The 20,168-nt window shown below is 72.2% G+C and carries 16 protein-coding genes and 1 pseudogene; 5 read left to right on the plus strand and 12 right to left on the minus strand.

The genetic code is table 11. The annotated features are described in order from the left end of the window. Nucleotides 1-386 precede the first annotated feature (386 nt). The 6 genes and pseudogenes from O7635_RS37215 to dnaG form a co-directional block, all read right to left on the minus strand. Nucleotides 387-1,574 carry an ROK family protein gene (locus tag O7635_RS37215; RefSeq protein WP_278085174.1) on the minus strand — a complete coding sequence of 396 codons (1,188 nt, stop codon included), beginning with the start codon at nucleotides 1,572-1,574 and terminating at the stop codon, nucleotides 387-389. Nucleotides 1,575-1,787: 213 nt separating this feature from the next. Further along, nucleotides 1,788-2,601 (minus strand): annotated as a pseudogene (locus O7635_RS37220) (ABC transporter permease). Nucleotides 2,602-2,615: 14 nt separating this feature from the next. Next, complete coding sequence (locus O7635_RS37225) at nucleotides 2,616-3,374, minus strand: ABC transporter permease (protein WP_278085175.1); 759 nt, start codon at nucleotides 3,372-3,374, stop codon at nucleotides 2,616-2,618. After that, nucleotides 3,374-4,306 (minus strand): ABC transporter ATP-binding protein, encoded by a 933-nt coding sequence (locus O7635_RS37230; RefSeq protein ID WP_278085176.1) that lies wholly within the window; start codon nucleotides 4,304-4,306, stop codon nucleotides 3,374-3,376. Before O7635_RS37230 ends, O7635_RS37225 begins: the two co-directional genes overlap by 1 nt. A 68-nt stretch (nucleotides 4,307-4,374) precedes the next feature. Next, the gene (locus O7635_RS37235; protein WP_278085677.1) at nucleotides 4,375-4,902 is read right to left on the minus strand and encodes a hypothetical protein; all 528 of its coding nucleotides are present in this window, start codon (nucleotides 4,900-4,902) and stop codon (nucleotides 4,375-4,377) included. Nucleotides 4,903-4,904: 2 nt separating this feature from the next. After that, nucleotides 4,905-6,758, minus strand: a complete 1,854-nt coding sequence (gene dnaG, locus O7635_RS37240) for a DNA primase (protein WP_278085177.1) — start codon at nucleotides 6,756-6,758, stop codon at nucleotides 4,905-4,907. Nucleotides 6,759-7,150: 392 nt separating this feature from the next. On the opposite strand from dnaG, the gene O7635_RS37245 reads away from it, so the two are divergent. Then, a complete protein-coding gene (locus O7635_RS37245) occupies nucleotides 7,151-7,405 on the plus strand; it encodes a hypothetical protein (RefSeq protein WP_278085178.1) in 255 nt (84 codons plus the stop codon). 294 nt (nucleotides 7,406-7,699) lie between these two features. Here the strand turns inward: O7635_RS37245 and O7635_RS37250 are convergent, their stop codons facing one another. Continuing rightward, nucleotides 7,700-8,356, minus strand: coding sequence for a GNAT family N-acetyltransferase (locus O7635_RS37250; protein ID WP_278085179.1), 657 nt, complete (start codon nucleotides 8,354-8,356; stop codon nucleotides 7,700-7,702). A 118-nt stretch (nucleotides 8,357-8,474) separates the two neighbouring features. Beyond that, the gene (locus O7635_RS37255) at nucleotides 8,475-11,303 is read right to left on the minus strand and encodes an AAA family ATPase (RefSeq protein ID WP_278085180.1); all 2,829 of its coding nucleotides are present in this window, start codon (nucleotides 11,301-11,303) and stop codon (nucleotides 8,475-8,477) included. Nucleotides 11,304-12,005: 702 nt separating this feature from the next. On the opposite strand from O7635_RS37255, the gene O7635_RS37260 reads away from it, so the two are divergent. From O7635_RS37260 to O7635_RS37275, 4 genes are read left to right on the plus strand one after another with little or no spacing between them, the layout of a single operon-like run. Beyond that, nucleotides 12,006-13,037: a winged helix DNA-binding domain-containing protein gene (locus tag O7635_RS37260; RefSeq protein ID WP_278085181.1), complete on the plus strand. Its 1,032-nt coding sequence runs from the start codon at nucleotides 12,006-12,008 to the stop codon at nucleotides 13,035-13,037. Between the two features lie 26 nt (nucleotides 13,038-13,063). Beyond that, entirely contained in the window at nucleotides 13,064-14,224 is a 1,161-nt protein-coding gene (locus tag O7635_RS37265; RefSeq protein ID WP_278085678.1) for a hypothetical protein, read from the plus strand. Next, entirely contained in the window at nucleotides 14,221-14,709 is a 489-nt protein-coding gene (locus tag O7635_RS37270) for an HIT family protein (RefSeq protein ID WP_278085182.1), read from the plus strand. The genes O7635_RS37265 and O7635_RS37270 overlap by 4 nt, the downstream gene beginning before the upstream one ends. Before the next feature lie 55 nt (nucleotides 14,710-14,764). Next, nucleotides 14,765-15,577 (plus strand): phytanoyl-CoA dioxygenase family protein, encoded by an 813-nt coding sequence (locus tag O7635_RS37275; protein ID WP_278085183.1) that lies wholly within the window; start codon nucleotides 14,765-14,767, stop codon nucleotides 15,575-15,577. On the opposite strand, the gene O7635_RS37280 is transcribed toward O7635_RS37275, so the two are convergent. Genes O7635_RS37280 through O7635_RS37295 form a run of 4 tightly spaced genes read right to left on the minus strand, consistent with a single transcriptional unit; the run spans nucleotide 15,578 to nucleotide 20,164 of the window. Beyond that, nucleotides 15,578-16,045 (minus strand): heme-degrading domain-containing protein, encoded by a 468-nt coding sequence (locus O7635_RS37280; protein ID WP_278085184.1) that lies wholly within the window; start codon nucleotides 16,043-16,045, stop codon nucleotides 15,578-15,580. It lies immediately after the preceding gene. Next, nucleotides 16,042-16,866 (minus strand): CoA ester lyase, encoded by an 825-nt coding sequence (locus tag O7635_RS37285; protein WP_278085185.1) that lies wholly within the window; start codon nucleotides 16,864-16,866, stop codon nucleotides 16,042-16,044. Before O7635_RS37285 ends, O7635_RS37280 begins: the two co-directional genes overlap by 4 nt. Beyond that, entirely contained in the window at nucleotides 16,866-18,053 is a 1,188-nt protein-coding gene (locus O7635_RS37290; protein WP_278085186.1) for a CoA transferase, read from the minus strand. The genes O7635_RS37285 and O7635_RS37290 overlap by 1 nt, the downstream gene beginning before the upstream one ends. Continuing rightward, complete coding sequence (locus O7635_RS37295) at nucleotides 18,050-20,164, minus strand: alpha/beta hydrolase-fold protein (RefSeq protein ID WP_278085187.1); 2,115 nt, start codon at nucleotides 20,162-20,164, stop codon at nucleotides 18,050-18,052. Before O7635_RS37295 ends, O7635_RS37290 begins: the two co-directional genes overlap by 4 nt. Between the last annotated feature and the right edge of the window lie 4 nt (nucleotides 20,165-20,168).

The following is a 20,168-nucleotide window of genomic DNA, read 5'->3' on the forward strand; positions in this document are numbered from 1 at the left end:
GTCGGCCGGCACCGGGTCGGCGCCGCCCGCTGCGGCGACGTTGCCGCTCGACGTCGGGCTGCCGGCCTTCGCGGCCGGTTTCACGCTCGCCGCGGCCTCGTCGGCAGATGCCGAGGCAGTGCCGGCCTTCGCGGCCGGTTTCGCGCTCGCCGCGGCCTCGTCGGCAGATGCCGAAGCGGTGCCGGCCTTGGCGGCGTCAGTGCTCGACGCGCCGTCGGCGGACGCCGAGGCAGTTTCGTCCACTTGCGACTCCGCCGTGGCGGGGTCCGTGGTCGTGGTCGGGATATTCGGTTCGGCGCCGTCAGCCGTCGTGGGTGCGGTGCCGTTGGGGGTTGGTTTCTTGTCTCCGGCGGCGCCGGATGGCGTGCCGGTCGCGGTGCTCTCGGTCATGACGCCTCCATGAAGGCCATGTCACTGGCCAGCACCGCCGCGCCGGTCACGCCTGCGCGGCTGCCGAGTTCGGACAGGACCACCGGCAGGTTGCCGGTGGCGAGCGGGAGCGAGCGCCGGTAGACGACGCTGCGGATCTCGGCCAGCAGGATGTGGCCGAGCTGCGCCAGACCGCCGCCGATCACGATCATCGAGGGGTTGGCGAAGCTGACGAGGCCGGCGAGGACGCCGCCGACGCGGCGGCCGCCGTCGCGGATCAGGCGGATGCAGACCACGTCGCCCTCGATCGCGCCTTCGGCGACGTCGAGCGCGGTGACCTGGCCGTTGGCGGCGAGGCGCTCGGCCAGCGCCGGCGAGCCGCCGGCCCGGGCGGCGGCCGTCGCGTCCTTGGCGATCGCGGCGCCGCTGAACAGCGCCTCCAGGCAGCCGACGTTGCCGCAGGAGCACATCGGACCGTGCGAGTCGACCTGGATGTGGCCGATGTCGCCGGCGCACCCGTCGGTGCCCCGGTAGACCTCGCCGCTGAGGTAGATGCCGCAGCCGATGCCCGTGCCGATCTTGACGAACAGGAAGTCGTCGACGGAGTGGGCGACACCGCCGTGGCGTTCGCCGATGGCCATGATGTTGACGTCGTTGTCGACCACGGCGGGGCAGCCGTGCTCGCGGGTCAGCAGCTCGCGGACCGGGAAACGGTCCCAGCCCGGCATGATCGGCGGCGACACCGGCACGCCGTCGCGGAAGCTGACCGGCCCCGGCACGCCGATCCCCACGGAGTCGAGGCGCTCGTAGTGGCCGTCCACTTTGGCCTTGTGCAGCAGCTCGTTGACCCGCAGCAGGGTGCCCTTGGGTCCGCTGCGGATGTCGGCGGGTTCCGCGTAGGCCGCGACGGGCTCGAGCCGGCCGTTGACCACCTCGACGTCGATCGAGCTGGCGCCCAGGTCGACGGCCGCGAACCGGAGCTTGGGATTGAGCTCCACCAGGGTCGAGCGCCGGCCGCCACGGGAGGCGGCGAGGCCGGCCTCGGCGACGTAGCCCAGCGAGACGAGGCGTTCGAGCTCCGCGAGCAGCCGGGGCCGCGGCATCTCCAGGCGGTCGGCGAGCTCGGCGCGGGAGACCGCGCCGTTGTCTCGCAGCAGCCGCAGCAGCCGCAGGTGCAGAGGCTCAACAGCCCGCACGGCACCCATCCTTCGGTCGACCCGTTCACACCGGCGCAACGTCCGGGTGTTGTGCACGACACAGTATGAGCTTCCGCTGTAGGTGTAAAGAGCTTCAGATCTCCTGGCGATAACTTTTGCTCGTAGCAACAAAAGCTGTCGACGTCAGCAGTGAATCTTCGCGGCTCTGCGCTGGAGATGCCGGTTTCGTCCCGGCAAAACGCCCTGACGTGCGGTGATGCGTTACTTACAGAGGAGCGTCGTCATCCGCCGGCCGGCGATGACCAGGCCGATCACGGTGACGAGCAGAAGATAACCGACGTCGATCAGTCCGCCTATCAGCTCTTCGGTGCCGATCGATATCCCCCGGATCAGGTCGACCGCCCGGTAGAGCGGGGTCACCTCGACCAGCCACCGCAACGCCGGGTGGTAGCTCTCCGCGGGCACGAACGTGCCGGAGAACAGAAACAGGGCAAACTGGACGGACGCCATCAGGTCGAAATCCTGCCAGCTCCGCATGAAGGTCGCGAGGGCCATCCCCAGCGCGCCGAACGCGAAGCCGACCAGCACGGCGGCCGGGAACGCGAGCAGCGCCCGCCCGACCGAGGTGAGATCCAGGGCGACCATCACGACCAGGAACGCGGCCGAGTAAAGGGAGCCCCGGACCATCGCCCAGGCCAACTCCCCCAACGCGATCTCGAACGGCCGCACGGGGGGTGGCGAGCATCCCCTCGTAGAGCCGCATGTATTTCATCTTCCCGAAGAAGTTGAAGGTCGTTTCGGCGAGCGCGCCGGTCATCGCGGCCGACGCGAGCATCGCCGGCGCGACGAACGCCGCGTAGTCGACGACCCGACCGCTCGGCAGGGTGAGGTCGCCGACCAGGCTGCCCACACCGACGCCGATCGACAGCAGGTAGATGACCGGCTCGGCGAACCCGGAGATCATCACCAGCCAGTACGCGGACCGCAGCGCGTCGGCGTTGCGCCCGGCCACGGCGGCCGACCGCCGCACCGGCCCCTCGAAGCCGACCAACCTGGGCAGGACGAGCGCTACCACGACACCCACTCCCTCTAGAAGACCAGGCGCTTGCGGAAGCGGGAGTGGGCCAGCCACCAGCCGCCGGCGGCCCAGAGGGCCAGGTAGGCAACGTGGCCCGACGCCGACCAGTCCGGCGCGACACCCAGTGTCGCCGCCCGGCACAGGTCGACCGCGTGCCAGAGCGGAGTCGCGTAGGCGATCCAGCGCAGCAGTGCCGGCATCGTCTCGACCGGGAAGAAGACGCCGGCGAACAGCGACATCGGCAGCACCGCGAAGCGGAACAGCAGGGCCAGATAGCTGTCGGAGCTGATGCTCGCGCTGTAGCCGAAGGTCGGCGCCGCCACCGCGCAGCCAAGCAGCAGCACGACCGGCAGGGTGGCGAGCGCCCACGGCGAGTGCAGGGTGCCGAACAGTGCCGCCACCAGCAGGAAGGCAGCCGCCGCGAGGAAGGCGCGGAACACCACGAAGGCCAGGTGGCCGCCCAGCACGTCGCGGACCCGGAGTGGGGCCGCCGCCTGGCCAAAATAGATCTTGTACCACTCGAAGTTGCCGAGCACCGGCCAGGTCGCCTCGCCCACCCCCACCTGCAGCGCGGTCGACGCGATCAGGCCCGGCACGACGTAGTCCAGGTAGGACACCCCACCGACGCCGCCGTCGACGTAGGCGCCGACGCCCACGCCGAAGCCGAGCATCGTCAGCAACGGCAGGAGGAACGAGCCCAGCGCCGAGCCGCGCCAGGTGCGCCGGTAGCCGACCAGGTGGTATTCGAAAACGGCCAAGGTGGGGGTCATCAGTCCACCAACGTCCGGCCGGTCAACTGGAGGAAGACGTCTTCGAGGGTGCTGCGCCGGACCAGCACGCTGGCCGGTTGCAGCGCGCGCTCGTGGACGGTGGCCACGGCCGCGTCGCCGTCGTCGACGTAGAGCAGGACGCGGTCGGGCAGCGGCTCGACCCGCTCGCCGATGCCGGCCAGCTTGTCGACGAACGCCTCCTGCGACTCGGCGGCGAAGCGCAGCTCGACGACCTCGCGCGTGGAGTGCTGGTCGATCAGGGCGCGCGGCGAGCCCTCGGCGACGATCCGGCCACCGTCCATCACCACGAGGCGATCGCACAGCTGCTCGGCCTCGTCCATGTAGTGCGTCGTCAGCACCAGCGTCACGCCCCGCTGTTTGAGCCGGAACAACCGCTCCCAGACGAGGTGGCGGGCCTGCGGGTCGAGGCCGGTGGTCGGCTCGTCGAGCAGCACCACCTCGGGCTCGTTGATCAGGGCGCGGGCGATGGTCAGCCGCCGTTTCATGCCGCCGGACAGCGGCTCGACCTTGCTGCCCGCCCGCTCGCCCAGCTGCACGAAGTCGAGCAGTTCGGCGGCCCGGGCGCGGGCCACCTTGCGCGGGATGCCGAAGAACCGCGCGTAGGTCGTGAGGTTTTCCGCGACGGTCAGCTCGGGGTCGAGGTTGTCGGTCTGCGGGCAGACGCCGAGCCGGCCGCGGATCGCCGGACCGTCGCGCGCCGGGTCCATGCCGAGGATGCGCAGCTCGCCCGACGTCACCGGGGACACGCAGCCGATCATGCGCATGGTCGAGCTCTTGCCCGCGCCGTTGGGACCGAGGAAGCCGAACGCCTCGCCCGCCCGCACGGCGAGGTCGATGCCGTCGACCGCGGTGAACCCACCGAACCGCTTGACCAGCCCCGTCGCCTCGATGAGAGGCCTGCCGTCAGTCACATGCGGAACTTAGCCACGGGGTACGACAAGACGACAGCGGATTTACCGCCGCCGCTGATGAGAATCGGTCAGAGGTCGCGGGGTGTCGTCGCCGCCCGGGCTTCCGAGACGAGCGCGCCGGTGGCCTCGACGACCTCCGGAGTGGACGTCTCGGTGCCGGGGTCGTAGCGCACCGACCAGGCCAGCCCGTCGCGACCGCGAACCTTGCGCCCGACCACGCGTACGCCGCCGCCGTCGACCGGATGGTGCGACGTGTAGGACACCGATCCGGTCACCCGCGCCCGCACCTGCTCGGGCACCTCGCGCGGTTCGATCAGCAGCACCGACTCGGGCGCGGCGTCGGCCAGCACCTCGTAGTCGTCGCGCTCCTCGACGACCTCGGCCGGCGTCACCGTCAGCTGGCGCCCGGACCAGACGGCCTTGTGGATGCGGTGCCAGTCGAGCCGGTCGCGACCCGGCAGCCGCAGGCCGCGGTCGGTGGCCACCACATAGGGGCCGGCCTGCGTACGCGACCAGGCGATCACCCGCTCGTCGGAGTCGAGCGCGACCCCGGCGTCGGCCGGCAACTTGATCCGCCGCCGGAACAGGTCCCACATGCTCATAGCCCACCCGCCGCCTGTTCGCGCAGGGCCCGGGCGTGCTGCTCGAGGGAGAACAGCTCGCCGGCCAGCGCGAGATATTGGTCCTTGCTGGTCACCGGGTTGATCCGCTGCACCTTGGACTTGAGCTCGCGGATCCGGGCGTCGGTGGCGCCCCACTGCAGCCGGGCCAGCAGCACGGAGACGTAGTGCGGGTCCGGGTCGGTGTCGCGCAGCATCGGCTCGACGGCGAGCTCGCCGATCAGCGCCTTGCCGGTCAGGTCACCGCAGGCGTCGCGGACCCGCTCGATCCAGACCACGCCGCTCGTGCCGCTGACCGCGCCGCCGGCCTCGGCGATCGCGGCCCGCACGGTGCGCAGCTCCACCGTCGAGTAGGCCTCTTCGCCGATCGCGTCGAACATCGGCCCGGCCAGCACCGGCACCTGGATCGCCAGCTTCAGCGCCTCGCGCTCGACCCGGGCCTGCGGGGTGTCGGCGCGCACGGCCGCGTCGTTGGCGGCGGCGGTCGCGGTGGCGGCCGGAGCGCCGGCGCTGGCCACGGCCCGCTGCACCGGCTCGATCTCCATGCCGAGGTCGCCGGCGAGCTTCCGCACGTACTCCGGGCGCTTCTCGCGGTCCTTGATCTTGGCGACCAGCGGCGCCGCCCGGCGCATCGCCTCGACCCGGCCGTCGACGGTGTCGAGGTCGTATTTCTGGAGGATCTGCCGTAGGGCGAAGTCGACCATCGGCTCCCGCCGCGCGACCAGGTCACGGACGGCGAGGTCGCCCTTGGCCAGGCGCAGCTCGCACGGGTCCATGTTGTCGGGGCTGACGGCGATGAACGTGCGCCCGACGAAGCGCTGGTCCTCGTCGAACGCCCGCAGGGCCGCCTTCTGCCCCGCGGCGTCGCCGTCGAAGGTGAAGATGATCTCCCCGGCGAAGGCGTCGGTGTCCATCAGCAGCCGGCGCAGCACGCTGATGTGGTCGCCGCCGAACGCGGTGCCGCAGGTGGCGACCGCGGTCTTGACGCCGGCGAGGTGGCAGGCCATCACGTCGGTGTAGCCCTCGACGATCACCGCGCGCCCCTGCCTGGCGATCTCCCGCTTGGCGTGCTCGATGCCGTAGAGGACGTGGGACTTCTTGTAGAGCGGCGTTTCGGGGGTGTTGAGGTATTTCGGGCCGTCGTCGTCGTCGAACAGCTTGCGCGCGCCGAAGCCGATGATGTCGCCGGACAGCTCCCGGATCGGCCAGACCAGCCGGCGCCGGAAGCGGTCGATCAGCGAGCCGGAGCGGGCCTCGCGGGCCAGGCCGGCGGTGATCAGCTCGGGGGCGGTGAAGCCCTTCTGGCGCAGGTGGCGGGTCAGCGGGTCCCAGCCCTCGGGGGCGAAACCGCAGCCGAAGTCCTGCGCGGCGGCGCGGTTGAAGCCGCGTTGGGCCAGGAACTCGCGGGCCAACCGGGCGCCCGGGCTGGCCAGCTGCCCGGCGTAGAACTCGGCGGCGGCGGCGTGCGCGGCGACCAGCCGCTGCTTCTGCCCCTGCTGCTGGGCGCGCATCGGGGCGGGACCGCCCTCGACGTAGCGCAGCTGGATGCCGGCGCGCGCGGCCAACCGCTCGACCGACTCGACGAACGTGAGGTGGTCGACGTCCATCAGGAAGGAGATCGCGTCGCCGCCCTTGCCGCAGCCGTGGCAGAAGAAAACGTTGCGGCCCGGAGCGACGGTGAACGAAGGGGTCTTCTCGTCATGGAACGGGCACAGGCCTTTGAGGTTGCCGCCACCCGCGCTCTTGAGCGTCACGTGCTCCGAGATGACGTCGGCGATCGCGGTCCGCTCGCGAACCAGCGCGATGTCCTCCTCGCGGATCCGGCCTGCCATGCGCTCCCCTCACCCTGTCCTCCTCCATCCTGCACTGCCGTGCGGATCTTGGTGGGGGTGGGTCTGCGCCGATGGCCACTGTCCCGAGCAGGGGGCGTGACCGTCGGGGGGTCGGTCACGTCCCCTGTGTCTCCCACCACCGCAGCCCCTTGGCGGTACGCCGGCGAGGACTTCCACCTCGGTTGAGATGAGCCTGCCGCCGAAAAGCCACCCGGACATCCGCCAGGTGGCGCATGTATGGAAGGCCAATTGCATACGTACGCCATCTCGGGTGGTGAGCGGGTGCGTCAATGTCCGTGCGCTGGCCGTTATCTCCGCCACCCGCTCCGACGAAGCTCTTTGGTGAGCGCTGGGACCGCCGGCGCCGGAAACGGCGGAGAAGGTGTCTTACCTTGAGCATCCTTGGTCGTGGTGACGAACATCTGCACTACAGCGATCATTCGCATCGATGGGTCGCCCCACCACACATCGAGCAGAGCGTCTGGGAGGCGAGCCTCCGCGCCCACCTGGGCCGCCACCTGCTCACCATGGGCGGTCGCGACGAGGTCGACCAGATCGACCTGCCGCGCGCCTACATCCCGCGACAGCGAGGCGCCTCCAAGCCGACCCCCGAGGCGCGGGTCACCAGGTCATGCCGCGCCGGCTGACTCTGGGTCGCGGGTACGGATCGGTGCCGGTCGGGCGATGGCTCGGCCGGCGCCGCTCCACCACAGCGGGTCGCGCGTGCCGACGCTGTGGCTGCGGGGCCAGCCCACCCCGCCTGGGCGCCTACCGCACCCGCCGCCGCTTCGGTGGCTGGATCTGCACCTGCCGACCCGGCCGCCCGGGCATTCCGGGGCAGCGGGGTGCGCCGCCGCTGTAAGAGCCGCACCAACTCCACGGACATGGAACTGACGCCACATCGGGCCGCCTCCACCCGGTGTGGCGTCTCCATGAGCGGCTCAGGACGGGTACGTGTTCCCCGGCGTCGTCGCGATCACGACCTGCGCCACCGGTTGCCACCCGAGGCTCGCATACAACCACTGGCCTTCTTCGCTCGCTATGAGGACGCCACGGTCGGCGCCCTGCTCCACCGCCGAAGCGGCCAGTGCGCCCATGACCACGCTGGCCAGCCCCTTGCGGCGATGCGCCGGGGCGGTCTCGATCCGGTCCGCGATCGCGTCCCTGCCGGCCAGTCCCATCGTCCCGCGCGCGGCGACCTGCCCCGACTCGTCCCGGACCGTCGCCGTGACCACCCGGTCGTCGACGTCGACCGCGAGTCGGTAAGGCGCCGGCACGGACGGCGGACGCCCGTCCAGGTCGGCCGTCATCAGCTGCTCCGAGCTCTTGAGCACGACCAGACCGGCCGCTTCCACCGCCGCGACCACCGCGGCCGGGTCGGTGGTCGCCACCGTCAGCCAGGTGACCGCGTCCTCGCCCACGACGAGGTCCGCCAGCCGCGGGAGCAAGGCCGGATCGAGCGCGACGTACTCCACGTCGCGGCCGGGCTGCATGCACCGCACCCGCAACCCGCCGTCTACCTCTTCCGCGGCGGGCAGCGCGCGGGCCACTCTCCAGCCCCGCAGCCAGCGGATGACGAGATCTCGAAGGTCAGGCACCCGCCCAGTAGATCATCCGGCTGGCAGCGCAGGGCGGTCAGCAGGGCGGACGGGCGGTCTCGTCAGGACCGGCGACGGCGAGGCGGGCGCGCCCGCGGACGGAGCCGACGGACCGGGCTCAGCTGACGACGTGGTTGAGCTCGCGCTGGCTGGCCTCGCGGGCGATGTCGATGCGCGACTGCAGCTCGAGCTTGGCGAGGATGTGCGAGACGTGCGTCTGCACCGTGCGCCGCGACAGGTAGAGCTGCGTCGCGATCTGCGGGTTGGACATGCCCTGGGCGACCATGCCGGCTACCCGGACCTCGGTCGGAGTGAGGGCTTCCCAGCCGCGTCGAGCCTGGCGGTGGCGGACGCGCGGGCCGCGGCGGATGCCGTAGGAACGGAAGGTCGCCTGGGTGCGGGCCAGGTCCCATTCGGCGCCGAGCTTGGCGTAGAGGGTGTAGGCGTCCGTGAAGAGGTTGCGCGCCTCGGCCATCTCGCCGCGTTCGGCCAGGGCCAGCGCGGCCGCTTCGAGGGCCTGCGCGCGTGGCAGCGGGCGGCCGGCGGCGCGGTAGCCGTTCGCGGCCTCGAGGAGGCCGGCCGGGTCGTTGGTCACCAGGCTCTGACAGTGCAGCATGACCGCGCGCCGGTGTGGGGCCAGGGAGTCTTCGCCCAGGGCGACCGCTCGGCGGACGACCGAGTGCGCGGTGGTCTTGTCACCGATGAGGATGGCCAGCCGGACCGCGTCGGCCAGCAGCTCGACCGTCTCCTCTTCGTTGTGGTCCTCGGTGACGCCGCCCATCAACACCTCGAGGGCTGCCCGCGGGTCTTCCGCGCGCTCCATCTGCAGGCTCTTGGCCATGGCGAACCCGCGGAAGATCCGGCCGCCGAGCTGCTCGATGAACTGGTCGGCGGCGGCCAGGTGGCGTTCGCTGTCGGGGTCGTTGCGGTGCAGCTGGATCGTCGCGGCCAAGCCGTGCTGGGCGCAGCCCACCATGGGGTTCTTCCACGCCGCCAGCGCCAGATCGATCTCGACCAGGGCGTCGTCCCACTTGCCGACGTCGAACAGCAACTCGCCGAGGGCGCTCTGGGCCTGCGCCAGGCGCACCACATTGCCGACGCGGTCGGCGGAGCGGCGGACGTTTTCAGCGACCCGGATGGCCTCGTCGTAACGGTCCAGGACGCCGAGCGCCACCGCTTGGTTGATCTGCAGGATGAGCCGCAGGTCGGCCAGCGCCGGGTCGCCCTCGGCGACCGCCAGGGCGCGTTCGTAGAGCGGCAGCGCCTGCCGGGACTCGCCCCGCATGCCGTGCAGGATCGTCTGGATGAACAGCGCCCAGCCCATGCCCCACCGGTCGCCGACCTCGGTCGCGGTGTCGAGCGCCTCGGCCGCGACCCGTGCGGCGTCCTCGATCCGGCCGACGTCACGTTGGGCGCGGGCGATGAGGACCAGCAGGCGGGCGCGGTGGTGACCGCCTATGCCGGGCGAGGCGAGGGCCTCGCGCAACGACTGGATCGATTCCTGGCTGTTGCCGGAGAGCGCGTGGCACTGCGTCATCGTCCAGTGCAGATCGACCAGGAGGTCGGGTCGGCGGACGTGCACCAGCGCGGCCGTGGCCACCTCGACCGCCTCGCGCGCGGCGCCGTCGCGATAGAGGGCGTCGGCGAGGCGGCAGGCCAACACGTCGTGGGTGGCGGCGCCGGGCCGGGTGCCGCTCAGAGCCCAACGCAGCATGGGGATCGCCACCTTCGGCGCCTGCCCGACCAGCTGCGGCGCGTTGTCGGCCAGCCAGCCGATCACCCAGGCGTCGACGGCATCGCCGCGGACGTCGGTTTCGACGGCGGGACGCAGTTGGCGCGCGACCCGCTCGGCGGTGGCGCCGTCGTCGGCGAGCGCCCGCGCTGCGTCGCGGTGCCAGGCGGCGCGGACTCCGACCGGCATGCCGTCGTAAAGGCAGTCGCGGATCAGCGGGTGACGGAAGGCGATCTCCGTGCCGTTCTCCACCAGGACGCCGGCGAGAATCGCCTCGTCGAGGATCGGCATCAGCTCGGGCACTCGGCGGGTGGAGACGACGGACAGCTCGCGCACGGAGAACTCGATGCCGAGCAGGGCGCCGACCCGCAGCACGTCGCGGGTGGCGGGCGAGAGGAACTCGAGGCGGTCGGCGATGGCGCCGGCCAGCGAGCGTGGTGTCGTGGCGTCGACGGCGTCGACCTCGTCGCCCGTGCGGATCAGTGTCTCGGCGCGGATCAGAACGTCGACGAGCTCGGTCAGGTAGAGGGGGTTCCCGCCGGCGCCGGCGGCCAGCTCCAGCAACCGCGGACCGGGCGACCCACCCACCAGATGCTGGACGAACTCGGCGACGTCGGCTTCCTCCAGATTGGACATTCGCAGGACGGAAGGCTCGATCGCCCGGCGGAGGGCGACGACGTCGTCGCGCCGCGGCACCGTCCGGGTGAGGCCGACGACCATGAGCGGCAGTTGCTCGACGGCGCGGACCAGCCTGCCCAGCGTCAGGACGGTGGCCGGGTCGGCCCACTGAAGGTCGTCGACCACCAGCATGGTGGGGGCGGCGGCACAGAGATTGTCGATCAGCGCGAGGGTCTGCTCGGCCGCGGCGGGAATGACGTCCATCCGGTTGCCGATGCCGGGATCGGCCCGCAGCAGGTCGGCGATCCGGTCATGGTCTTCGCGAGGCACCCCGGCCTGGCCGTCGAGCGCTTCCATCAACGGAAGTAGCGGAAATGCCTGACTCAGTTCGTCGCATCCGCCCCAGATGACCCGGATGCCGGCCGAACGGGCGTCGACGGTGGCCGCACGGACCAGAGACGTCTTGCCGATGCCGGGCTCACCCTCGACCAGCACCGCGCCGCCCCGGCCGGCACGCAGATCGCTGACCGCGGCCCGGAGGACGTCGAGCTGGCGTTGACGGCCGACGGGAACCGCGGGAATCGGTGTTTCGGTCACCGCACGACTCCCTCCCCGCCGCGGCTGATGCGGTTTTCGAGCCAATCGTCGGCTATCAATTAACTCAGCCGAATGTGCTTATTGCGGTCGCGTAACTTGCAGATTGCACTGCCGAGGGTGGCTCGAACTATATCGAAGTATGCCCAAAGTTGCATCCACGTTCCGATCGGCCAGGTGGCGTAGTGCCAACTGTCCGTAGCGGTGCCGTCACCCTAAGCTTGTGTACCGATGCGCCGGGTGCTCCAATGTTTTTACCTGGCCAGGGGGCGTATTCCCAGCTCACATAGGAGCGACCATGCACAGTGAGCGTAGACTCCCTGCACTCATCGTGAAAGCCTTCGCCGTGGGCGCGACGATTCTCGGCATCGCAGCGGCGACGTTCGTAGGAGTCTCATCAGCGCAAGCGGCACACTTTTCCGGCGCTAGCACCTCCCACATCAGCACGTTGTGGTACGACATGTAGCGATCTTCATCGCGCGTTCGGCGGGGACGAGCCGCTGAGCGCGGACAAGGGCATCGGCCGGCCCACATCTACTATGGGCGGCGGCAACCCTTGATCGAGTCGGCGCCTGCGGAGGCCGATCGATCTGGAGTTGCCGCCGCTCACAGTTTGTGGGGGCGGCCGGTTGGCACGGGAACTAGCCTCCGCGCAACTGGCCACTGAGACATCAGCCACCTGGCGGATATGGAAGTCTGAGGGCCGTGGGACGCACCCTGACCAGCGCGGAGCTCAATCGCACCCTCCTGTGGCGCCAGCTGCTGCTGGAACGCTCCCACGATCCACTCCCGACCACGCTGGAGCGGATGGCCGGTTTGCAGGCCCAGTACGCCCCCGCCATCTACATCGGGCTCTGGTCGCGGGCCGACCGCGTCGAGCGGGACACCGTCACCCGGCTGCTGCAGGATCGCGAGATCATTCAAGGCACGTTGCTGCGCTCGACGATCCATGTGGTGAGCCGCGGCGACTACTGGCCGTGGGCGCTCGCCGTCCGGGAGGACCGCCGCGTCCAGGCCCTGCGCGCCTGGCGCGGCACGCTGTCGCACGACGAGATGACCAAGGCCGCCGCCACCCTCCGGGACGCGCTCGCCGACGGGCCGCTGAAGCAGGGCGAGATCGACAAGCTGATCGGCGCCGACCGGCGGCGGGGCATCGGGCTCTGGCTCGACCTCGTGCGGCAGCCGCCCAGCGGCACCTGGGAACGCCGCCGCGCCGACCTCTACGCCCTCGCCGAGGACTGGGTCGGGCCGCCGGAGGGCACGGTCGCCGAGGGGCAGGTCCTGCTGGTCCGCCGCTACCTCACCGGGTTCGGGCCGGCCACCCGCAAGGAGATCGCCACCTGGGCCGGCCTCCCGGTCGCGACTGTCACCGCGGTTCTCAAGGAGCTCGACACCACCACCTACCAGGCCGAGGACGGCACCGACCTCGTCGACCTGGCCGGCGGGCCGATCGTCGACGGCGACACCGACGCCCCGCCCCGCTTCCTGCCCAACTGGGACGCCGCCCTGCTGGTCCACGCCCGACGGTCCGGCATCCTCCCCGAGGAGTTCCGCAAGCGGATCTTCCACGTACGCGCGCCGCAGTCCTTTCCGGTGTTCCTGGTCGACGGCGCCGTGGCCGGCACGTGGAAGGCCGTCGACGGCAGGCTCGAGTACGACGAGTTCCGCATCCTGACCCGGAAAGAGCGGGAACGACTGCACGCGGAAGGCGAGCGGCTCGCGGATTTCCACTCCTAAGCCCTAAGGTCGTCCGGGTGCGAACGATCCGGGCGACCGCCGTACCGCTGCTGCTCGTGCTGTTGATCTCCGCCTGTGGCGACGGCGGCCAGCCGAGCGCGCCCACGGCGGCCGGAACCACCACGACCGCGCCGGCGCAGACCCCCACCACGGCCCCGGGCAAGGACGCCATCGGTCGTGGCCCCACCCCGAAGCCCCCGGCGAAGCCGGCCAGCTTCGGCAACCCCGGCGGCAGGGCGACGATCCCGGCGGAGGCCCGCGCGGAGAACACCAGCAAACCGACCAGGAAGATCGGCACGGGTACGAAGGCCAGCTGCACCTCCGCCGCCGTGGTGAAGGCGGTCGCGGCCGGCGGGATCATCACGTTCGACTGCGGGCCCGACCCGGTCACCATCACGATGACCGCCACCGCCAAGGTGAAGAACGCCAACGGTCCGAAGGTGGTGCTCGACGGGGGCGGCAAGGTCACGCTCAGTGGTGGCGGCAAGCGCCGGATCCTCTACATGAACACGTGCGACGCGGCCCAGGGCTGGACCACCTCGCACTGCCAGGACCAGGACCACCCGCGGCTGACCGTGCAGAACCTGACCTTCACGGGCGGCAACTCGACGGGCGACACGACCGAGGGCGGTGGCGGCGGGGCGATCTTCGTGCGCGGTGGCCGGTTCAAGGCCGTCAACACGAAGTTCGTCGACAACCGCTGCGACCCGTCCGGCCCCGACCTGGGCGGCGCGGCGATCCGGGTCCTCAGCCAGTACCACGGCGAGCCGGTCTACATCGTCGGCAGCACCTTCCAGGGCGGCGTCTGCTCCAACGGCGCGGCGCTGTCCAGCATCGGCGTCTCGTGGGTCGTGCTCAACAGCGTGTTCCGCGACAACAAGGCGATCGGCAGCGGCGCCAACCCGGCCCGGTCGGGCTCCCCCGGCGGCGGCAGCGGCGGCGCCATCTATCTCGACGGCAACCTGTTCACACTGCGGATCGCTGGCTCCGTCGTGCAGGGCAACACCGCCAAGGAGGGCGGCGGCGGCGTCTTCTTCGTCAGCAACGACCGCACCGGCACGATGCGCGTCGAGAACACCACGTGGAAGGGGAACACCAGCGCGGGCTTCGAGACCAGCGGCTTCCCCGGCATCTTCTTCCTCGGCGCACGCCCGCCCTCGGTGAGCGGCCCGTCGCTCAAACGATGAGGGTCCCGTTCGACACCGACGGCTACGAGCAGCGGGTCCGCACCGGTCCCTGCTTCGTCTGCGCCGCGCTGCGCGAGGACCCGGAATATCGACACCACATGGTGTACGCCGACGACAACTGCGCCGCGTTCCTGAACCGCTATCCGCCGTTGCTGGGCTACACGCTGGTGGTGCCCCGCGCCCACGTGGTCGACGTGACCGGCGACCGGGCCCTGTTCCGGCACGTCACCGACGTCGTGCACGACGTGGCCGAGGCGCTGCGGCGGGTGGTGCCGACCGAGCGGATCTACCTGATGTCGCTCGGCTCGCACCAGGGCAACGCGCACGTCCACTGGCACGTGGCGCCACTGCCGCCGGGCACGCCGTACGCGCGGCAGCAGTTCGCCGCCGTGATGAGCAGCCTCGGCGTCCTGCCGGTGACCGACGGGGAGCAGGCCGCCCTGGCCGCCCGCCTGCGCGCCGCCGTCGCCGCCGTGCGGGGGTGATGCGGCGCGGACCGACAGGCCTTACGGTGTCGTTTACAACGTTGGAAGGAGCGCCGTGGCCGACGAGCGAGCAGCCGTGCGCGAGGAACTGCACACCGACCGCATCACCGCCCTCAAGGGCGCCTTCTCCCGCGAGTGGGTCGCCGCGATGCGCGCGGACATCGAGGTCGCCTTCGAAGACGCGCGGTCGCGGCCCGGCGGCGCGGTCGGGCGCGGGCCCAAACGGTGGTACGTCGAGATCCACCCTCAGCAGCTCCGCGGGTTCGTCGACCTGGTGAGCCACCCGTGGGTGCGGATGGTGTGCGAGGCGGCGCTCGGCCCCGACTACCAGGTCGTGGAGCTCGGCTTCGACGTGCCGTACCCGGGCGCCAGGAACCAGCCGTGGCACCGCGACTTCCCGTCCCCGCCGGAGACGCACCGCGACCGCCGGTTGACCTCGCTCGCCTTCAACCTCACCGCGGTCGACACCGTGCCGGAGATGGGTCCGTTCGAGATCGCCGTCGGCACGCAGTGGGAGGCCGGCGTCGACTGGAAGCACCAGATGTTCCCGCCGGAGACCGAGTGGCCGCGGTTCGCGCAGCGGGCGGTCGCCAAGCTGCCGCGGATGGGCGACATCTCGGCCCGCTCGGCGCTGACCGTGCACCGGGGCACCGCCAACGTCTCCACCGAGTCGCGGCCCGTGCTGGTCCTCGGCGTGGACGCGCCGGGCGCCGGCCATGACGCGCTGCACGACCCGCAGGTCACCCAGGACTACTACGACGCGCTGCCCGAGGTGGTCCGGCGGCACCTGCACTGCCGCGTGGTCGACAGGCTCGAGCCGATCACGCAGAAGCACCAGATCGAGGAGCTGGAGATGGGCGCGCCCTGATCAGCCGGCCAGGAAGCGCGCGATCGCCTCGACGACGAGCGCGTGGTCGTCGGCCTGGGGCAGGCCGGAGACCGTGACGGTGCCGACGACGCCGACGTCGCGGATGCGGATCGGGAACGCGCCGCCGTGCGCCGCGACCTCCGCCGGCGCCACACCCGCGTCGTGGTCGAGCACGCGACCTTCGGCGGCCAGCCGCCGACCGACCAGATAGGACGCGGCGTTGTACCGGTTGACGACCCGGACCTTGCGCTCGATCCACGAGTCGTTGTCGGGCGCGGTGCCCGGCAGCGCGGCGTGGAAGAGCTGGTGCCCGTGCCGGCGGATGTCGACGGTGACGGGCAGCTGACGCTCCCGCGCCATGGACACGATCAGGGCGCCGAGCGTCCAGGCGTCGTCGTTGTCGAACCTGCTGAACAACAGGCGCTGTTCCTGCTCCTCCAGCGATGCGATCAGGTCCGGCTCGGTCATGGCGTCACAGTACCCGGGGCGCAGCGGGCGGCCAGGTCGACGACGCGCTGGGCGGCGGCGGCCATCGCGCGGTCGGCGAAACGGCCGTCGGCCAGGACGGCCGTTCCCGAGTCGCGGCGCTCCGCCTCGGCCAGAGCGGCCAACAGCGCGGTCGCCTTCTCGAGCTCGGCTTCGGTGGGGCGGAACGCGTCGACGATGACCGGCAGCTGGCGCGGGTGGATCGCGGTGCGGCCCAGGAAGCCAAGGCGGCGGCCGAGCGCGCAGGAGGCGGCCAGGCCGTCGGCGTCGGCCACGTCGGCGTACACCGACATCGCGGGTGGCGGCAGGCCGGCGGCGCGGGCCGCGACCACGATCCGGCCGCGGGCCCACAGGAGGCCGTCGTCGTCGGCCACACCCAGGTCCGAGCGCAGGTCGGCCTCGCCCAGCCCGATCGAGGCGACGGTGGGGTGGGCGGTGGCGATGGCATGGGCCGCCTCCAGCCCGGCCGCCGACTCGATCAGAGGGTGCAGCGGGACGCCGAGCGGTCGCACCGCAGCGGGAGACTCCACTTTGGGCAGTCGCAGCCCGTCGAGGCCCGGACGGCCGGCCAGCGCGGCCAGGTCCGCGTCGACGTCCGGCCCGGTCAGCTCGTTGACGCGCACCTGGATCGGCACCGGATGGGGCTCGGCGAGGAACGACGCGACCGCCTCCCGGGCGTACGCCTTGCGGCTCGCGACGACCGCGTCCTCGAGGTCGAGGATCACCGCGTCGGCGCCCGATGCCACCGCCTTGGCGAACCGGTCCGGCCGGTCGCCCGGCACGTAGAGCCAGGTGAGCAGCATCAGATCGCCCCCCGGGAACGCAGGTCGGCCAGCTCCTCGGCGGTGTAGCCGAGCGCCCCGAGCACCGCGTCGGTGTCCTGGCCGTGCCGCCGCCCGGCGTGCCGGATCTCGCCCGGGGTCTCGGAGAGCCGGAACGGCACGTTCTGCATCCGGACCTCGCCGAGCTCCTCGTCGGGGACACTGTGGACGGTTCCGAGGGCCGCGTACTGCTGGTCGGCCAGGATGTCCCGCACGTCGTAGACCGGCGCCACCGCGGCCTGCGCCTCCTCGAAGGCGGCCACCACCGCGTCGCGGTCGCGCTCCGCCACCCACGCGCTGACCGCGGCGTCCAGCTCGTCGGCGTGCGCCGCCCGGCCGCTGCCCGTCGCGAACCACGGCTCGTCGACCAGCTCCGGCCGGCCCACCAGCCGGAGCACGCGCTCGGCGATGCTCTGCGCGCTGGTCGACACGGCGACCCACCGACCGTCGGCGCAGCGGTACGTGTTGCGCGGCGCGTTGTTGTTGGACCGGTTGCCGAGCCGGGGCTGGAGGTAGCCGAGCTGGTCGTACCACGTGATCTGCGGGCCGAGCATCGCCATGATGGGCTCGATGATGGCCAGGTCGACGACCTGACCGTGGCCGGTGGCGTCACGGGACCGCAGGGCGAGCATGACGGCGTACGCGGTGGCCAGCGCGGCCACCGAGTCGGCGAGTCCGAACGGCGGCAGGGTCGGCGGGCCGTCCGGTTCGCCGGTCGCGGCGGCGAAGCCGCTCATCGCCTCGGCCAGGGTGCCGAAACCGGGTCGGCGCGCGTAGGGACCGGTCTGGCCGAAGCCGGTGATCCGGGCGACCACCAGTCGCGGGTTGGCCTCGTGCAGCTCCGCCGGGCCCAACCCCCAACGCTCCAGTGTGCCCGGTCGGAAGTTCTCCACCAGCACGTCGGCGTCCGCGAGGAGGCGGCGGAGTACGGCGGCGCCCTCGGGATCCGACAGGTTCGCGGTGACGGTGCGCTTGTTGCGGCCCAGCACCTTCCACCACAGGCCGACGCCGTCCCTGGCCGGGCCGTGGCCGCGGGCCGGGTCCGGTTTCGCCGGGTGCTCGACCTTGACCACGTCGGCGCCGAAGTCGGCCAGGAAGGCGGCGGCCAGCGGTCCGGCGAAAAGGGTGGCGAGGTCGACCACCTTCACCCCGTGCAGCGGCGCCGTCATGGAGTGCCCCGCACGGGGTCGACGGCGGCGAGGAAGACGTCGCCGTTGCCGCTCGCCGTGTAACCCGTGACCAGCAGCCGGCCGTCGGCCGCCCGGGTCGCGTAGACGTTCTCCTCGCCGAACGGGTCGGCGGCGTCGTCGCGGGCCGTGCCGTACTGGGCCACGCCGAGCTCGCGGCCCCGACGATCGAGGCGCAGGGTCAGCACGTCGGCGCCGCCGGCCGGGACGCCGAGCGCGCTGCCGGTGAAGCCGACGACGGCGACGGAGCCGTCGGGCTGCGGCACGACGTCGGCGCCGGCGTCGGCCCCGCGTCCGCCGGTGACCGTGCGCCAGCGCTGCTTGCCGGCCTTGGTGTAGGCGACGGTGAGCACGTCGGCCGCGCTCTCGCCGGCGGTGGAGCCGGTGGCGACCGCGAGGCCGTCGGCCGTGACGGCGACGCCGCCCAGCAGGTCGTCGCCGGCGCCGCCCACACTGGTCACCCAGTCGCGGGCGCCGTCCGGCCGGTAGCGGGCGAGCCAGCCGTCGAGGCCGCCGAGGGGGGTCGTGCCCGGCATGGCGGCGGAGGTGCTGCCGGTGACGTAGACGCCGGTGTCGTCGGCCGTGATCGCGAGCGCCTTGTCCTCGCCGGCGCCGCCGAGCTGGCGGCTCCAGAGCAGCCGGCCGGTCCCGTCGACCCGCGCCACCACGGCGTCCTTGTCGCCGGCCGACGGGTCGCCGGCGAACGAGCCGCTGGTGTAGCCGGCCACGTAGACGCCGCCGTCCGGGGCGTTCGCGAGGGCGTAGAAGCGGTCCGCCTTGGCCGGGTCGCCGGCCTGGGTGAGCCAGGACCGTTGTCCGGTCGCGGTCAGCCTGGTCACGAACGCGTCGTCGGCCGGGCTGCCGGGGTGCCGGCCGTCGAGGTCTCCCCGGGTGTAGCCGGCCGCCAGCACGCCGCCGTCGGCCAGCGGGACCACGCCGTAGAGGCGGTCGTTGGCCGGCGTGCCGAACTGGGTGGTCCATCCCCCGACCCGGGTCACGACGGCGTCCAACCCACCGGCGTACGCCTGCCCGGCCACCGGTCCGGAGACGGCGTACGCCAGGGTCGTGGCGCCGTCCGGGTGCGCGGCGACGCCGCCGGCCCAGTCCTGGCCCGCGGTCCCGTGCGGCGGGCCGGGCAGCCCGGCCGGCGGCGTCGCGCTCAGCGTGTCCGACAGGTGGGTCAGACCGTCCACGAAGGCCGGTCGCCACACGTTCCAGTCGTGACCGCCGTCGATGACCCGGAACTCGGCGGCGACGCCGTCGGCGCGGCGGACGCTGTTGTAGAGCGTCGCGGCCTCGTAGTCGAGGTCGTGCGCCGCGTCGGCCGGGTCCGGGTTGGGCCACTCGTCGTCGCCGACCGCGATGTACATCCGCACCGGCAAATCCGGGTCGCGGTCGTCGAGCAGGGCCGGGTAGTTGAGCCGCTGGTAGACCTCGTCGGAGAAGCGCTGGTCGCCCTCGCCGAAGGCGCCGAACTCGCGGGCCGACGAGTCGCTCGGTGGCAGCGGCCGGTAGACGGCCGGGCTGAGCACGAGCGCGTTGGCGAACAGGTCGGGGTGGGCCAGGGCGTAGCGCAGCGCGCCGGCGCCGCCCATCGAGTAGCCGCCGACGAGGCGGGCGCCGCGGTGCGCGGCCGTGCGGTAGGTGGCGTCCACATGCGACACCAGGTCGCGGGTCAGGGCGGTCTCGACCGGGCGGCCGGGGTCCTCGCCCTGGTAACTCGAGTCGACGTACCAGTTGCCGCGGCTGCTCCACGGCGCGTCGGGCAGGACGGCGATGACCGGCGGGACGGTGCCCTCGGAGATCAGGCGGTCGAGGTCGGCCTTGATCCGGGTCCAGGCCTGCATGGTGTCGCCGCGGCCGTGCAGCAGGTAGAGCACCGGGTAGCGGGTGGCGGCCTGCGGGTCATAGCCGTACGGGAGGTAGACGGTGTAGTCGATGGTGCCGCCGAGCGCGGGTGAGGGCGCCTGCGCGGTGGTCAGGGTGCCCGCGCGGAGGCGTTCCGCGCCCGCTTGGCCGGGCACCGCGCCGGCGAGGCCGAGCGCGAGGAGCACGGCGGCCACGCCGCCGCCGATCCGCCAGGTTCTGCCCATCAGG

The sequence above is a fragment of the Asanoa sp. WMMD1127 genome (genome assembly GCF_029626225.1).
Taxonomy (GTDB): Bacteria; Actinomycetota; Actinomycetes; order Mycobacteriales; family Micromonosporaceae; genus Asanoa.

Coding starts and splice junctions, on each gene's coding strand:
- O7635_RS37270 (WP_278085182.1), top strand. CDS start 14,221: ATGAGGGTCCCGTTCGACACCGACGGCTACGAGCAGCGGGTCCGCACC.
- O7635_RS37295 (WP_278085187.1), bottom strand. CDS start 20,164: ATGGGCAGAACCTGGCGGATCGGCGGCGGCGTGGCCGCCGTGCTCCTC.
- O7635_RS37280 (WP_278085184.1), bottom strand. CDS start 16,045: ATGACCGAGCCGGACCTGATCGCATCGCTGGAGGAGCAGGAACAGCGC.
- O7635_RS37225 (WP_278085175.1), bottom strand. CDS start 3,374: ATGACCCCCACCTTGGCCGTTTTCGAATACCACCTGGTCGGCTACCGG.
- dnaG (WP_278085177.1), bottom strand. CDS start 6,758: ATGGCAGGCCGGATCCGCGAGGAGGACATCGCGCTGGTTCGCGAGCGG.
- O7635_RS37285 (WP_278085185.1), bottom strand. CDS start 16,866: ATGCTGCTCACCTGGCTCTACGTGCCGGGCGACCGGCCGGACCGGTTC.
- O7635_RS37290 (WP_278085186.1), bottom strand. CDS start 18,053: ATGACGGCGCCGCTGCACGGGGTGAAGGTGGTCGACCTCGCCACCCTT.
- O7635_RS37235 (WP_278085677.1), bottom strand. CDS start 4,902: ATGTGGGACCTGTTCCGGCGGCGGATCAAGTTGCCGGCCGACGCCGGG.
- O7635_RS37215 (WP_278085174.1), bottom strand. CDS start 1,574: ATGGGTGCCGTGCGGGCTGTTGAGCCTCTGCACCTGCGGCTGCTGCGG.